We start from the raw sequence: 14,134 nt of genomic DNA on the forward strand, positions 1-14,134 counted from the left end.
CCGTAGCTGACCCCGCGTTGCTTTGGCGGTGAGTCAGACCGCCGCGCGCACGATTGGGATTGACGACGTCGGAAGTCCGCTCGGGAAGATCGTGGGCTCGGGCGCCGCGACCGGGGCCAGCGGAACCCGGACCGGGTCGCCGTCGACCGTCAGCAGTTCGCCGCGCACATCGACCTCGAGCGGTGCGCCGTCGCGGACGGTCAGGATGATGGCACCCTGTTCCAGCTCGAGCTGCAGCAGCCGGCCCTGGATCTTCAGGTGGAAGGACAGCCCGTCCCATTCGGCGGGCAGCCGCGGGTCGAAGTACGGCACCGCGCCCTGGTCCCGCAGGCCCGCGAAGCCGCTGACCAGCGAGCTCCAGACCCCGCCGGTGGAGGCGATGTGGACGCCGTCGATCGTGTTGCCGTGCGTGTCGTCAAGGTCGATGAACAAGGCGTGGGTGAAGTGGTCCAGCGCCGCCCGGCCGTAGCCGACCTCGGCCGCCATGATGCCCTGCACGCAGGCGGACAGGGTGGAGTCGCCGGTGGTGATGGGGTCGTAGAAGTCAAAGGCGCGGCGCTTCTCCTCGGCGGTGAAGTCCTGCCACTGCAGGAACATGGCCAGCACACTGTCTGCCTGCTTGAGGACCTGGTGCCGGTAGATCACCAGCGGGTGGAAGTGCAGCAGCAGCGGGTACTTGGACCGCGGCGTGCTCCAGTCCCAGGGTTCCAGGGTCATAAAGTCGTTGTCCTGCGAGTGCACCTGGAGGTCCTCGTCGTAGGGCAGCTGCATCCGGTTGGCGGCCTGCGCCCAGAACTCGCGTTCGGCGTCGTCGATCTCCGGGTGGTCCAGCTCGGCGGCGGCGCGCAGGTTAAACCGGGCCATCACGTTGGTGTACAGGTTGTCATTGACGACGGCGGTGTACTCGTCCGGGCCGGTGACGCCGTGGATGTGGAAGAGCCCGTCCTTGCCGAAGAAGCCCAGCGAGGCCCACATCCGGGCGGTCTCGATCAGCAGTTCGGAGCCGAGGGTTTCCTGGAACGCCGTGTCGCCGCTGGCCCAGATGTAGCGGTTGGTTGCGAAGGCGATCGCGGCGGCGATGTGGAACTGGGCGGTGCCGGCGGCGTAGTAGGCGCTGGCCTCCAGCCCGTTGATGGTGCGCCAAGGGAACAGGGCGCCGTCCACGCTCAGCTCCTTGGCGCGGATCTTGGCGTCGGGCAGCATCTCGTGGCGGAACTCGAGGACCTGGCGGGCGCTGCCCGGGCTCGTGTACGTCAGGTACGGCATCAGGTACACCTCCTGGTCCCAGAAGTAGTGCCCGTCGTAGCCCGAGCCGGACACGCCCTTAGCCGGGATGCCGGCGACGTTGGCGCAGGCCGTGGCCTGGGCCAGCTGGAAGAGGTTCCAGCGGACGGCCTGCTGGAGTTCTGTCTGGCCGGCGAGGACGATGTCGCTCGTGGCCCAGTAGCCGCGGTAGTGCGCTGCGCTTTCGGCGAAGATGTCCGCGAGCGGCTTGAGGCCGGCTTCGGCGTCGTCGGCCAGGTCCGCGGAGGCCTGCCCGACGGCGTAGCTGACGCTCTTCTCCAGGACGAACGGCTCGTCGGCGCCGACGGCCAGGACGTAGCGGACGCTGCTGTCGTCCTCGTGCACCTGGGTGTCGAAGGGCTGCACGCCGGCGTTCGTCCAGTGGTCCACGGCCAGGCCGATGCGCTGCTTGGATTCGGCGGTCTCCCAGGACAGGCGAAGCGAGCCGTCGCCGCCGTCGAGCCGCACCGGCAGCAGCACGCGCCCGGCGTGGCGGCCGGCGCGGCGCGGGTCGTGGGCCGAGTGGTCCTCGACCGGCTGGTCCTGGCGGTTGATCACCGAGGAGGTCACGTCGGCGGAGACGTCCCGGTCCGCGGCGAGTTCCAGCGAGATGCCGAGCGCACCGCGGGACTCGTAGCCGACGGCGCGGCGTTCGGTGGTGGTCACGGTGGCACCGGAGCGGCACTGCCAGGTGATCCGGCATTCGTAGACGCCGGTGGCGAAGTCGACACTCCGCCGGTAGTCCAGCACGGTGGATTCGTCCAGGCTCAGGGTTTCGCCGTCGATGATCACCGTGAAGTTGTTGGCGTCCGGGATGTAGAGGATCCGCTGGCCGGTGCGCGCGAAGCCGTAGGCGTTCTCCGCGTGCTTGATGTCCCAGGTTTCGTGGAAACCGTTGATGAAGCTGCCCGGCAGGTCGGCGTCGGCGGCTGCCCAGTGGGCGCCGCGGATGCCGAGGTGGCCGTTGCCCAGGCTGAAGAGAGTCTCCAGCGTGCCGGCGTTGCCGGACAGGTGGACGGTTTCAACGAGCTGCCAGGGGTCGTTGGGGAACCGTGCGCGGTCCGAGGTGATGAGTGCCATGGTGGGGATTTCCTTAGGGCGGTGAAAGGTACTGCGCGGTGAACGTTGCTGCCGTGAACGTGTCTGCGGGCCCTGCCGGGCGGAAGCGGAGTGCTAGAGGAGCTCGTCGAGGTCGTTGACCACGAGGGTGGCTCCCGCGGCCAGCAGGGTCTGCCGGCCGGCGCCGCGGTCCACGCCGACCACCGAGTGGAAGCTTCCCGCTTCTCCGGCCTGGACCCCGGAGACGGCGTCCTCGACGACGACGCAGTCCTCGCTGGGCAGGCCCAGCAGCCGGGCGGCGTACTCGTAGGTTGCCGGGCTGGGCTTGCCGGGCAGTCCTTCGGCGACGGCGACGACGCCGTCGACCACCACCGGGAAGTAGTCCGAGAGTCCGGCGGCCTTGAGCACGGCCGGGGCGTTACGGGAGGAGGAGACGACGGCGACCTTAAGTCCGCGGGCCAGCACGGCGTCGATGAACCGCACGGAGCCTTCGTAGGGCTTGACGCCGCCGGCGTCGACGATGTCGTTGAAGACCTTGTTCTTGCGGTTGCCCAGGCCGTGGACGGTGTCGTGCGCCGGGTCGTCATCCAGCGGGCCCTCCGGCAGCACGATGCTGCGGGAGGCCAGGAAGTCGCGGACGCCGTCGAAGCGCGGCTTGCCGTCGATATGGTCGAAGTAGTCGCTTTCGCGGTAGCCGGGCGCCTCGGGAACGGTCGCGAGGAAACCGTCGAAGAGTTCCTGCCAGGCACGCTCGTGCACGATCGCGGTGGGCGTCAGGACGCCGTCGAGGTCAAAGAGGATGGCGGAGGCGCTGGTCCAGCTCGACGGGGTGCTGTTGGAAATCTCAGTCATGGATTGTCCTTTCAGGCGGCGGTATCTAAGTCGGTTTCTAAATCGGTGGGCGGCCGGATTGCCGGCAGCGGGACTACCGGTCCATGCCGTGCAGGGCGCGCTCGTGCGGCACTGATCAACGACGGCGGCGGGTGCTCTTGCGCGCTATCAGCTTGGTCTCCAGCACGTGGCTGGACGGGGGATTGGGAAGTCCCGAGCGGTGGAGTCTGTCAATCAGCAGGTTGGCAGCGAATGCGCCCTGGTCGGCTACCGGCTGGGAGATGGTGCTCAACCCCAGGAACCAGCTCATCTGATGATCGTCTATTCCTATGATGGACATGTTTTTGGGCGCAGACAAACCGTGATCCCTCAGGGCCATGAGGGCGCCGAAGGCGGTTTCATCGCAGCCGGCGAGGATTGCGGAGGGCATCCGGCGGTTTTCGATCAGCTCGATCGTGGCCAGCCGGCCGCCTTCGATGCTGGACCCGGCTTCCAGCACCAGGTCCGGATCGACCGTCACATGGTGCGCACTCAGCGCCTGTTCGAAGCCGCGCAGCCGCTCGCTGGCGGTGATCAGGGAGGGCTCGCCGGTCTCGCGGCCGGAGAGCATGGCCACGTCCCAGTGGCCCAGGTCCAGCAGGTGTTCGGTGGCGGCGCGGGCCGCTTCGGCGTCGTCGATCCCGACGTTGTCCCAGGGCACGTCGTGCATGCCCACGCTGGCCACGGCCAGCCCGGAGGCGGCGACGGCGGCCAGTTCGGCTTCGCTGAGGGCGATATTGAGGAGCAGGATGCCGTCCACGCGTTGGGACAGACCGGCGAGGTCGCCGAAGAGCTTGCTGTGCACGCTGGGCCGGTTCCGGAGGCTGATCAGAACGGTGTCGTAACCGGCGCCGGCAAACACTTCCTCCGCAGCTTCCACGGCCTGCGCGAAGAACCATGCGGTGGCCGTGGGGGCGATGATGGCGACGGAACCGGTGGTGCCGCCGGCCAGCCGGGCAGCGGCCGGGGAGGCTTTGTACCCGAGTTTGGCTGCGGCGTCGCTGACTTTGGTCTGGGCGCCGGCGGAGACGTTCGGGAGGTTCCGGAGTGCCCGGGAGACGGTGCAGATGGAGAGTCCGGAGAGTGCGGCGACGTCCTGGATGGTGGCGCGTGGCGCTATGGCCTGCAGCACGGGCTCAGCCCTTTCTTCCCCCTGAAGTAATGGGCCGTGAACATGGCCACGTCGAGTGTAAACGCTTACAAAATTAGCGCGCAAGTGGAAAAACAAAGTTTGGGGACTTTTGGCCCTGCCGCGACGGCCCAGCGGAGGCTAGGCCGGTCCGCTGTCCGGCCGCAGCACGTAGTGGCGGAGGAACGCGCTGACGTCCACCAGTTCGGGGGCCGAGATGGAGTGCCCCATTCCGGGGTAGGTCCGCGCCGTGAGCTGTGTGTGCTCGTGGAGCCACTCTTCGGTGTGTTCCGTGGCGGCGTCGTTGATCACCACGTCGTCGCGGTCCCGGCCCCAGAAGAAGGGCGGGCGGGACTCGAACGATTCGCTCATCGCCAGGAGTTCGTTTTCCAGGACAAAACCGGACAGCCCGACGACGGCCCGGAACTGTTCCGGCCGCAGCCGCAGCAGGGTGCTGGCCATGGCCATTCCCTGCGAGTAGCCGAACAGGCTGACGCTGCTGTGCTGGGCTTTGACGGATTCGATCCAGCCGAAGACGGCGTTGTTGGAGGCGATGACGTCGGCGAAGTCATGGGTCAGGAAGTAGTCCAGCAGGAACCAGCCATAGCCGTCCCCGATCACTTTGGGTCCGCGCAGCGCGGCGCAGGTGAAAGCGGGCGGCAGAGAGCCGAACAGCTGCGTCATCCGCGATTCATCCCGGCCGTAGCCGTGCATCATCACCAGCAGGGGCGTGCCCTCGCGTTCGTGTTCCGGCTTGGACCAGACGACTGTCTCCATCGGGACAGCCTAGCTTTCGGTGATCACCAGCGCGGTGCTGTGCCCGCCGAATCCGAAAGCGTTGGCGATGCCCGCCTTGGCCTGCTGGCCCTCGAGCGTTCCCCGGATGAGGTTGAGGTCGATCCCGCCGTCGGGCTCGTCAAGGTTGCTTGTGCCGGGGAACGCCCCCGTCTTGAGGGCCTGGACCATAACGATGGCGCCGAGCGCACCGGCGCCGCCGAGGAGGTGCCCGGTGAGGGATTTCGTGGAGGTGACGGGGACCTGGGTTCCGAGCACGTCCTTGATGGCTTCCGCCTCCAGCCGGTCGCCAACGGGAGTGGACGTTGCGTGGGCGTGGACCAGGCCGATGTCCTGCGGACCCAGTCCCGCGGCCGTGACCGCCCTTTCCATAACCCGGCGCTGCATGGCTGGATCGGCGGCGACGATGTCGACGGCGTCGGAGGTCACCGCGCTTCCGGCCACGACGCCGAGGATGTCCGCCCCGCGGGCGCGGGCGTGGTCTTCCCGTTCCAGGACCAGGATCGCGGCGCCCTCGGCGAGAACAAAGCCGTCCCGGTCCTTGTCGAAGGGCCGCGATGCGGCCTGCGGGTCCCCGTTGCGGGTGGAGAGGGCGCGGATTTGCGCGAACCCGCTGAGGATCAGGCCGTTGATGCAGGAGTCCACGCCGCCGGCGATCACCACGTCCGCCGCCCCGGCGCGGATCATGTCGGCCGCCTGGGAGATGGCTTCGGCCCCGGAGGCGCAGGCGCTAACCGGGGTCCTTGCGCCGCCTTTGGCGCCGACGTCGATGGATACCCAGGCCGCGGGGGCGTTGGTCATGATGCGGGTGAGGGTGTGCGGGGATACCCTGCGGGGGCCGCTGGCATCGAGCGTCCGGGCCTGGTCAAGGGTGGTGTCCAGACCGCCGTAGCCGGAGCCGATCACGACGGCCAGGCGCTCCGGGTCAGCTTCCGGACGGCCGGCCTGCGCCCACGCTTCCCGGGCTGCAATCAGCGCCAGGTGTCCGCACCGGTCCATCCTCTTGAATTCGGGGGTGGTGAGCCGGGACGCGACGTCGATGTCCACCCGGCCTGCCATGCGGACGGGGAGGCCCTGCGCCCAGTCCTCCTCGAGCGCCACGATTCCGGAGCGACCGGCCAGCAGCGAGGCCCAGGTCTCGGGTGCGGTCCCGCCGACAGGGGTCACCGCGCCTAGTCCGGTGACAACGACTCTGGTGGCTTCAGGCATGGGTACCGGTATCTCTGTGAGGCACTTCGGGTGACCCGCGGGATGGCGGGGCCGGGCGTGCGGTGTGCGGTGGCGGGGTCGGGCGTGCGTGCGCGCCGTGGTGCGTGCGGTGTCGAGGAGCGGCGTCGGGCGTGCGTGCAGGCGGCGAGCAAGGCGTCCGCCCTATGCACCCTTTAAGAGTACGTGCGATCCCCCGCACCGAGCCGCCCGCGTTGCCCGGCGGAGTTCCGCTGCGGAATCAGACAAGCGCACGCCGGATCCGCGCCGCGGCTGTCCGAAACCGCCGCGGACAACACTTTGACGTGCGAAAACTGGCCGGAGTGGCGCCGCCCACATCGTTGAAACAACCCGCCTCGGGATGTAGCGTGACGCTGGACAGCATGCTTAGCAATACCTATCCGTCCCACCGGACACAAGGAGCAAGTCATGAGAATCGGTTCCTCCATCTTCCTTATTGCCCTCGGCGCCATCCTTGCCTGGGCCATCGCCCCCGGACTGATTCCGAACGTGGACCAGACCATGGTCGGCTACATCCTGATGGTGGTGGGCGTGATCGGCCTGATCGCCTCCCTGGTCTTGGCGTCCCCGGGCCGCAGCCGCACCCGCCGGGTCAGCGAAACCCGCTCCGTCGTGGACCCGAACACCGGCGAGACCATCACCCGCAACGAGAGCCGCGACGCCGGCATCTAGCCCAATGGCGCACCACACACCACGCGCCGCCCGAACGACCCGCACGCCGGGCCGGACTTCACGTCCGGCCCGGCGTGCGGCATTTCCGGGCTCCCCGCCTTGCCCGAGGGCATGCCCGGCCTGCGGCTCCGCCGATGGACGTGGCACCCATATGCCCACTCCCCGGCGCGAAGACTGGACATGTCCCACAGGAGAGCGGCGAGCATTCTGCGTTCATGTTGTTTTCCATTGACAAAGCCACAGATTCAAAGATAAAGTCAATCAACTCCACTAGCTGTGATGGCTATCACTGAAAGTGGCAGGAAGGCCCGCAGTACTGACGCAAGGGAGAGCCAGTGTTCGCCGAGGAACGCCAACAGCTGATTGTTGGGCTCATTACTGCCAGCGGCCGTGCCAGCGTCACGGACCTCGCCGAGCGTTTCAGCATCACCACCGAGACCGTCCGCAGGGACCTCGCCGCCCTCGAAGCCGCCGGCAGTGTGCGCCGGGTCCACGGCGGCGCGGTGTCCCCGGACCGCTTCAGCACGAATGAGGAAAGCATCCTCGTACGGACCGACCAGCGGCAGCCGGAAAAGACCCGGATCGCCGAAGCCGCCCTGGCACTCATCCCGCAGAACGGCACCGGCAGCATCCTGATCGACGCCGGATCCACCACCGAGTCCCTCGCGGAACTCCTGGCCGCCCGGACGGCAGCAGCCACGTCCATTTCAGGCCCGGCCGCGGAACTCGTGGTCATCACCCACTCCCTGCCCATCGCGGCCAGGCTGTCCGCCGAACCCGGCATCGCCCTGCATCTGCTGGGCGGGAAGGTCCGCGGGCTGACCCAGGCCGCCGTTGGCCAGTCCACCGTCGAAGCCGCCCGCCGGATCCGCCCGGACATCGCCTTCATCGGCACCAACGGCATCCACGCAGCCTTCGGGCTGAGCACTCCCGATCCTGAAGAAGCCGCTGTCAAGGCTGCCTTCGTCCAATCAGCGCGCCGCATCGTGGTGCTGGCTGATGCCTCCAAGCTGGACGCCGAGACCCTGGTCCAGTTCGCCTCGTTGAAAGATCTGGACACCTTGATCACTGACACGAAACCCAGCCAGGACCTGGCCGATGCACTGGCGGACGCCGGAGTGGAGGTGGTGGTCGCATGATTGTCACCCTGACCGCCAACCCGAGCCTGGACCGCACCGTGGCGCTGCCGGGCCCACTGCTCCGCGGCGAAGTCCAGCGGGCCGTCTCCGTCCGGCAGGAATCCGGCGGCAAAGGAGTCAACGTCTCCCGGGCGCTCGTCGCCTCGGGACTCAAAACGGTCGCCGTGCTGCCCGGGGCCGAGGCGGACCCCGTCCTCGCCGGCCTGCGTGAGACCGACGTCCCGTTCTCCGCCCTCCCGATCGGCGAGCCGCTGCGCAGCAACGTGGCACTCACCGAGCCAGGCGGCGTCACCACCAAGATCAACGAACCCGGCCCGGTGCTGAGCGCGGACCAGCAGGAGGCCCTGATCGGGCTGCTGCTGGACCGCTCCCGCGGCGCCAGCTGGGTTGTGCTGGCCGGATCGCTCCCACCCGGTGTCCCGGCCGACTTCTACGCCACCGTCACCCGGCGGCTGCGTTCCCTGGATCACGGCAACGAGGCTCCCCTCATCGCCGTCGACTCCTCCGGCGAACCGCTCGCCGCCGCGATCTCCGGCGACGCGCTGGGGAAACCGGATCTCCTCAAACCCAACGCCGAGGAACTGGTGGAACTGGCTGCCGCAGCCGGATTCGCCACGCACAAGTCCGCCGAGGAACTCGAAGCGGATCCGGAGGCTGCCGCGGTGGCCGCCGCCGCCGTCGTGCGTTCCGGGGTGGGTGCCGTGCTGGCAACGCTCGGCTCCAAGGGTGCGGTGCTTGTGACGGCCGACGGCGCGTGGCTGGCCACGCACCCGCCGGTCACTGCGGTGAGCACGGTAGGCGCCGGCGATTCCTCGCTGGCCGGCTACCTGCTCGCCTCCAGCCAGGGCGCCGCCCCGGCCGATTGCCTCCGTCAGGCGGTGGCCCACGGTGCCGCCGCCGCCTCCCTGCCGGGCTCCACAGTCCCGGCAGTCCACCAAACCACCCCCGATGCCGTAACCATCACGGCCCTCCGGAAGGATTGACAGTGACTCAGCTCATTACTACCGAACTGGTCGAGCTCGACCAGAACCTGGGCAGCTCGCCCGAGGACGTGATCCGGCACCTGGCAGGCAGAGTTGCAGCCAACGGACGCGCCACCGAAGTCGAAGGCCTCTTCACCGACGCCTTCGCCCGGGAGTCCAAGACCGCCACCGGCGTCCCGGGCGGGATCGCGATCCCGCACTGCCGCTCGACGGCGGTCACCGAGCCCACGCTGGCGATGGCACGGCTGTCCCAGCCGGTGGACTTCGGCGCCAAGGACGGCCCCGCGGACCTGATCTTCTTCATCGCGGCCCCCGAAGGCGCGGACCAGGAGCACCTCAAGCTGCTCTCCAAGCTCGCACGCTCGCTGATCAAAAAGGACTTCACCGCAGCCCTCCGCGCCGCCGGCTCAGAGGCCGAGGTCGTTGAGCTCGTCGAAGGCGCCCTCGCCGACAAGCCCGCCGCGGAGGCCCCGGCAGCGGCCGCAGCAACCGCGGCCGGCGCAACCGCAGCAGCCGCATCCGCCGAGCCCGAAACGGCCGGGGCGCCGCGCCCCAAGCGCCTCGTTGCGGTCACCGCTTGCCCCACCGGCATCGCCCACACGTACATGGCCGCCGACTCGCTCGTCGCCGCGGCCAAGGAAGTCGGCGTGGATTTGCAGGTGGAAACCCAGGGGTCCTCCGGTGCCAAGGCACTGGACCCCGCCGTGATCGCCGCCGCCGACGCAGTGATCTTCGCCGTGGACGTGGACGTGCGCGGCAAGGAGCGCTTCGCCGGCAAGCCGGTCATCAACGCTCCCGTCAAGCGCGGCATCGACGAGCCGGACAAGATGGTCGCGGAAGCTCTCGCCGCCGCGGACAACCCGCACGCCCGCCGCGTCCCGCACTTCGCGGAGGACCAGGCCGAACACAACGCCGAGGAAAAGGGCGAGCACATCGGCACGAAGCTGAAGAAGGCGCTCCTGACGGGTGTCAGCTACATGATCCCGTTCGTCGCGGGCGGCGGTCTGCTGATCGCCCTCGGCTTCCTGCTGGGCGGCTACGACATCACGGCTTTCGCGGACAAGATCCTTGCGGACAACAGCCTCTTCAACCTGCCCACCGAATACCCGGAACTCGCCTGGGGCCCGCTGGGCGCCTTCCTCGGTGCCGTGTTCTTCAAGATCGGCGCCTTGTCCCTCGGCTTCCTCGTGCCCGCGCTGGCCGGCTACATCGCCTACGCCATCGCCGACCGGCCGGGCATCGCCCCGGGCTTCGTCTCCGGCGCCGTGGCCGTCTTTATGGGAGCAGGGTTCCTCGGCGGCATCGTGGGTGGCCTGATCGCCGGCTACGTGGCACATTCGATCGGCAAGCTCACCGTTCCCCGCTGGCTGCGCGGCCTGATGCCGGTGGTCATTATCCCGCTCGTGGCGTCCATCGCTGCCTCAGGCCTGCTCTTCGTGTTCCTGGGCAGGTACGTCGCGGCGGTCACTGTCGGGCTCAACGAGTTCCTGTCCAGCCTCACCGGTGCCAGCGCCATCGCCCTTGGCATCATCCTCGGCCTGATGATGTGCTTCGACCTCGGCGGCCCGGTCAACAAGGTTGCCTACGCCTTCGCCGTCGCCGGCCTCGGCGCAGCATCCATCGAAAACCAGGCCCCGTGGCAGATCATGGCAGCCGTCATGGCTTCCGGCATGGTTCCGCCGCTGGCCATGGCACTGGCTGCTACCGTGCTGAACAAGAAGCTCTTCAGCCTCGCGGAACAGGAAAACGGCAAAGCCGCCTGGCTGCTGGGAGCCTCCTTCATCTCCGAAGGCGCCATTCCCTTCGCCGCGGCCGACCCGCTGCGGGTCATCCCCGCCAGCATGCTCGGCGGCGCGGTGACCGGCGCCATCTCGATGGCGGCGGGCGTGGGGTCGAAGGCCCCGCACGGCGGAATCTTCGTCTTCTTCGCGATCGACAACTTCCTGATGTTCGTCGTCGCCATCGCGGCCGGAACCGTCGTGAGTGCCTTCGCAGTGATCGGGCTCAAGCGCTACGCGGTTAAGAAGCCGGTTGATACGGTGGAGCAGGTACCCGTAGCCGCCTGAGCCGTCCAGAAAAACCTTCCCTAGCTGACATTCCCCAAGCTGACATCAAGGAGCAGAAATGACCGAACGTAACGCCACCATTGCTAGCCGCGTAGGGCTGCACGCCCGACCGGCCGCCATCTTTGCCGAGGCTGCAGGCGAGTTCGATCTCGAAATCACCATCGCCCGGCTGGGTGAACCCATCGACGAGGCCATGGACGCCGCCAGCATCCTGTCCCTCATGAGCCTGGGCGCGTCCCACGGCGAGGTTGTGGTGCTGCGCGCCGAGGGCGACGGCGCCGACGCCGCCCTGGAGCGCCTGGTCCAGATCCTCGAAACGGACCACGACGCCGAATAGCGTCACCGCCAGCGGCCGCCGGCCGGTTCCGCCCCTGCCGGGGACGGGCCGGACGGCGGCCGTACCTGTTTAAGGACTCCCTTACGCCCGTTCCGCGATCTTCTTGACGTCAGCCACGAGCCGGTCCCACATCCCCTGGGAGTGCTGCGCGGCCCCGGCGGTGGCGTTGTTGCCCTGCGAGAGCGTGAGCCGCGTCGTCACGCCCAGGTCCTCGAGGGTCCAAGTCATAGTGTGGTAGTTCTCGGCAACGTCCTCGCTGCCGCCAAGGGGGCTGAAATGGGTGTGAACCAGGCGCCGCCCGGGTGCCAGCTCGAGGATTTCGCCTTTGTCCTCGTAGTTTTTGCCCTCCCACTCGCCGCGCCACACGATCGGTCCGCCCACCGTCCAGTCCGTGACAAGCTCCGTACCGAACATGAATTCCTTCGCAGCCGCCGGATCGGTGATCACCTGCCAGACCCGCGCGGGTGGAGCATCGATGGTGACGGTCGACGTCGCCACATAGTTGCCTGCCATGGCTTGCCTTCCTCGTTGGTCGAGCGGGCAGCCCGCCCGGCACCGAGACTACTCCGGGTGCCGGCACACGGACAGGGGAGCCGGCAGCCGGCTCCCACGCACGCAGTGCTAAGCAGACTTAGTACATGCTTGTCACAGCCCTGCGGCGCCGATAGTTTGGAAACCGCGGCACCACTACCGTGGCCCGCCGCAGGACCTGTTCCCGGCCGAAGGAGACACCCGTGGCAACCGTGCAGCACAGCATTGAAGTCGACGTTCCGGTATCCACCGCGTACAACCAGTGGACGCAGTTCGAGACCTTCCCCGCGTTCATGAAGGGCGTGGAGGCCGTCGAACAGATCGACGAGACCTCCCTCCAGTTCCGCACCGACATTGCCGGTGTCCGGCGCGAGTACCTGGCCCAGATCACCGAGCAGACCCCCGACCGGAAAATCGCGTGGGTCAGCACCGACAAGCCCCGCAACGCCGGAACCGTGACCTTCGAATCCCTCGGGGCCGAGCGCGCCCGCGTCAATGTCGAACTCGAATGGGAGCCCGAGGGGCTCGTGGAAAAGGCCGGCTCGGCCGTCGGCGCGGACAGCCGCCAGGTCACGGCGGACTTGGGCCGTTTCAAGGAGTTCATAGAATCCCGCGGCATCGAAACCGGCGAATGGCGGTCCTCGGTTGCCCGGGGCGAAGTGGACGAGTCCGCAGCCGGGCCCGACACCCGGCTGCCGAGGTAGCCATGCCCGCGAAGAAGAACGCCCCGCGGGGCAGCGAGAATCCCAGCATCAAGGACCCGGAGGTCTACGAAGCGCTGCTGGAGGACGGCGCGTCGAAGCAGAAGGCCGCCCGCATCTCCAACGCCGCGTCCGCGAAGGGCCGGTCAGCCGTGGGCCGCAAGGGCGGGAAGGCCGGGGACTACGACGACTGGACCGTCGCGCAACTGAAGGAACGCGCCAAGGAGATCGGCCTCAAAGGCTACTCGGCGAAGAAGAAAAGCGAGCTCATTTCCGCGCTCAGGGACTCCTGATTCCGGTGGCCGCCGGCCTGACCCCCAACGGCTCAGGCCTCTTTCCGCGCGCTCCTCGCGGCTGCCTTCGGGGCCGCGGCTTTCGTGCCGGCGGTCTTCGCGGCAGTGGCCGCCTCGGCCTTGGCTGCGGTCTTGGGCGCAGCCCGGGAGCCAGTCTTCGGGGCAGCCTTGGCCGCCGTCTGCTTCGCGGCGGTTGTGGAAGACCGGGCGGAGGACTTGGCGGCGGGCTTGGCGGAGCCGTCCCCGGGCGCTGCCCCTCCCCCTCGTTTCTTCTCCAGGCTGCGCTTGAGTGCCTCCATCAGGTCGATTACCTCGCCGCTGCCGGCCTCGGCAGCCGGAACGCCGAAGGTCTCCTCGGTGTCCAGCGATTCCCCCTTCTCCAACTTCGCCTCGATGAGCTGGCGCAGCTGGAGCTGGTAGTCGTCAGTGAACTGGTCCGGTTCGAAGTCCGCTGCCATCGAGTCGACCAGCGCGGCGGACATTTCACGTTCCTGCGCGGAGATGCGGATGGTCGTCTCAAGGGAGGGAAAGCTGGCCTCCCGCACCTCGTCGGCCCAGAGCAGCGCCTGCAGCACCAGCACGTCGCCGCGGATCCTCAGGGCCCCCAGCCGGGTTTTGTCCCGCAGGGCGAACTGGACGATCGCCACCCGGTCGGTGTCTTCCAGCGCCCGGCGCAGCAGGACGTAGGCCTTGGGCGACTTGGAGTCCGGCTCAAGGTAGTAGCTCTTCTCGAACGACATCGGGTCGAGCTGGTCGGCCGGCACAAACTGCACGACGTCGATCTCGTGGCTGTTCTCGGCCGGAATGGACTTGAGCTCCTCGCGGCTGAGGACCACCGTGCGGCCGTCGTCCTCGTAGGCCTTGTCGATGTCCTCGTAGTCCACGATCTTGCTGCAGACCTCGCAGCGGCGCTGGTAGCGGATCCGTCCGCCGTCGGCGTTGTGGACCTGGTGGAGGCTGATGTCGTGGTCCTCGGTCGCGCTGTAGACCTTGACGGGCACGTTGACCAGCCCGAACGCTATGGCGCCTTTCCAGATGGCTCTCATGG

General features: G+C 68.2%; 14 protein-coding genes. 7 read left to right on the top strand and 7 right to left on the bottom strand.

Going from position 1 to position 14,134, the window contains the following annotated elements; translation table 11 throughout:
* Positions 1-33: 33 nt before the first annotated feature.
* The 5 genes from AC1DC5_RS03785 to AC1DC5_RS03805 form a co-directional block, all read right to left on the bottom strand.
* Positions 34-2,364, bottom strand: a complete 2,331-nt coding sequence (locus tag AC1DC5_RS03785) for a glycoside hydrolase family 65 protein (RefSeq protein ID WP_476864251.1) — start codon at positions 2,362-2,364, stop codon at positions 34-36.
* Positions 2,365-2,457: 93 nt separating this feature from the next.
* Entirely contained in the window at positions 2,458-3,195 is a 738-nt protein-coding gene (locus AC1DC5_RS03790) for an HAD family hydrolase (RefSeq protein ID WP_476864252.1), read from the bottom strand.
* A gap of 115 nt (positions 3,196-3,310) precedes the next feature.
* Positions 3,311-4,345, bottom strand: a complete 1,035-nt coding sequence (locus AC1DC5_RS03795; RefSeq protein ID WP_476864253.1) for a LacI family DNA-binding transcriptional regulator — start codon at positions 4,343-4,345, stop codon at positions 3,311-3,313.
* 138 nt (positions 4,346-4,483) lie between these two features.
* Positions 4,484-5,119: an alpha/beta hydrolase gene (locus tag AC1DC5_RS03800; RefSeq protein ID WP_476864254.1), complete on the bottom strand. Its 636-nt coding sequence runs from the start codon at positions 5,117-5,119 to the stop codon at positions 4,484-4,486.
* Positions 5,120-5,128: 9 nt separating this feature from the next.
* A complete protein-coding gene (locus tag AC1DC5_RS03805) occupies positions 5,129-6,346 on the bottom strand; it encodes a beta-ketoacyl-[acyl-carrier-protein] synthase family protein (RefSeq protein WP_476864255.1) in 1,218 nt (405 codons plus the stop codon).
* A gap of 426 nt (positions 6,347-6,772) precedes the next feature.
* On the opposite strand from AC1DC5_RS03805, the gene AC1DC5_RS03810 reads away from it, so the two are divergent.
* The 5 genes from AC1DC5_RS03810 to AC1DC5_RS03830 all read left to right on the top strand — a co-directional run bounded on the left by AC1DC5_RS03810 (position 6,773) and on the right by AC1DC5_RS03830 (position 11,561).
* The gene (locus AC1DC5_RS03810; protein ID WP_066433102.1) at positions 6,773-7,036 is read left to right on the top strand and encodes a DUF6458 family protein; all 264 of its coding nucleotides are present in this window, start codon (positions 6,773-6,775) and stop codon (positions 7,034-7,036) included.
* A 335-nt stretch (positions 7,037-7,371) separates the two neighbouring features.
* Positions 7,372-8,175, top strand: coding sequence for a DeoR/GlpR family DNA-binding transcription regulator (locus AC1DC5_RS03815; RefSeq protein ID WP_476864256.1), 804 nt, complete (start codon positions 7,372-7,374; stop codon positions 8,173-8,175).
* Positions 8,172-9,158, top strand: a complete 987-nt coding sequence (locus AC1DC5_RS03820) for a 1-phosphofructokinase family hexose kinase (protein WP_476864257.1) — start codon at positions 8,172-8,174, stop codon at positions 9,156-9,158. Before AC1DC5_RS03815 ends, AC1DC5_RS03820 begins: the two co-directional genes overlap by 4 nt.
* A 2-nt stretch (positions 9,159-9,160) precedes the next feature.
* A complete protein-coding gene (locus AC1DC5_RS03825) occupies positions 9,161-11,224 on the top strand; it encodes a PTS fructose transporter subunit IIABC (protein WP_476864258.1) in 2,064 nt (687 codons plus the stop codon).
* 58 nt (positions 11,225-11,282) lie between these two features.
* Positions 11,283-11,561: an HPr family phosphocarrier protein gene (locus tag AC1DC5_RS03830; RefSeq protein WP_441407307.1), complete on the top strand. Its 279-nt coding sequence runs from the start codon at positions 11,283-11,285 to the stop codon at positions 11,559-11,561.
* An 81-nt stretch (positions 11,562-11,642) separates the two neighbouring features.
* On the opposite strand, the gene AC1DC5_RS03835 is transcribed toward AC1DC5_RS03830, so the two are convergent.
* Positions 11,643-12,074, bottom strand: coding sequence for an SRPBCC domain-containing protein (locus AC1DC5_RS03835; protein WP_476864259.1), 432 nt, complete (start codon positions 12,072-12,074; stop codon positions 11,643-11,645).
* A gap of 221 nt (positions 12,075-12,295) precedes the next feature.
* Here AC1DC5_RS03835 and AC1DC5_RS03840 point away from each other — a divergent pair, with 221 nt between their 5' ends.
* Positions 12,296-12,796 (top strand): SRPBCC family protein, encoded by a 501-nt coding sequence (locus AC1DC5_RS03840; RefSeq protein ID WP_476864260.1) that lies wholly within the window; start codon positions 12,296-12,298, stop codon positions 12,794-12,796.
* 2 nt (positions 12,797-12,798) lie between these two features.
* Positions 12,799-13,086: a DUF7218 family protein gene (locus AC1DC5_RS03845; RefSeq protein WP_476864261.1), complete on the top strand. Its 288-nt coding sequence runs from the start codon at positions 12,799-12,801 to the stop codon at positions 13,084-13,086.
* A 32-nt stretch (positions 13,087-13,118) separates the two neighbouring features.
* On the opposite strand, the gene ku is transcribed toward AC1DC5_RS03845, so the two are convergent.
* Positions 13,119-14,132 carry a non-homologous end joining protein Ku gene (ku, locus tag AC1DC5_RS03850; RefSeq protein ID WP_476864262.1) on the bottom strand — a complete coding sequence of 338 codons (1,014 nt, stop codon included), beginning with the start codon at positions 14,130-14,132 and terminating at the stop codon, positions 13,119-13,121.
* Positions 14,133-14,134 lie beyond the last annotated feature (2 nt).

The organism is Arthrobacter sp. 10L424 (assembly GCF_056395325.1).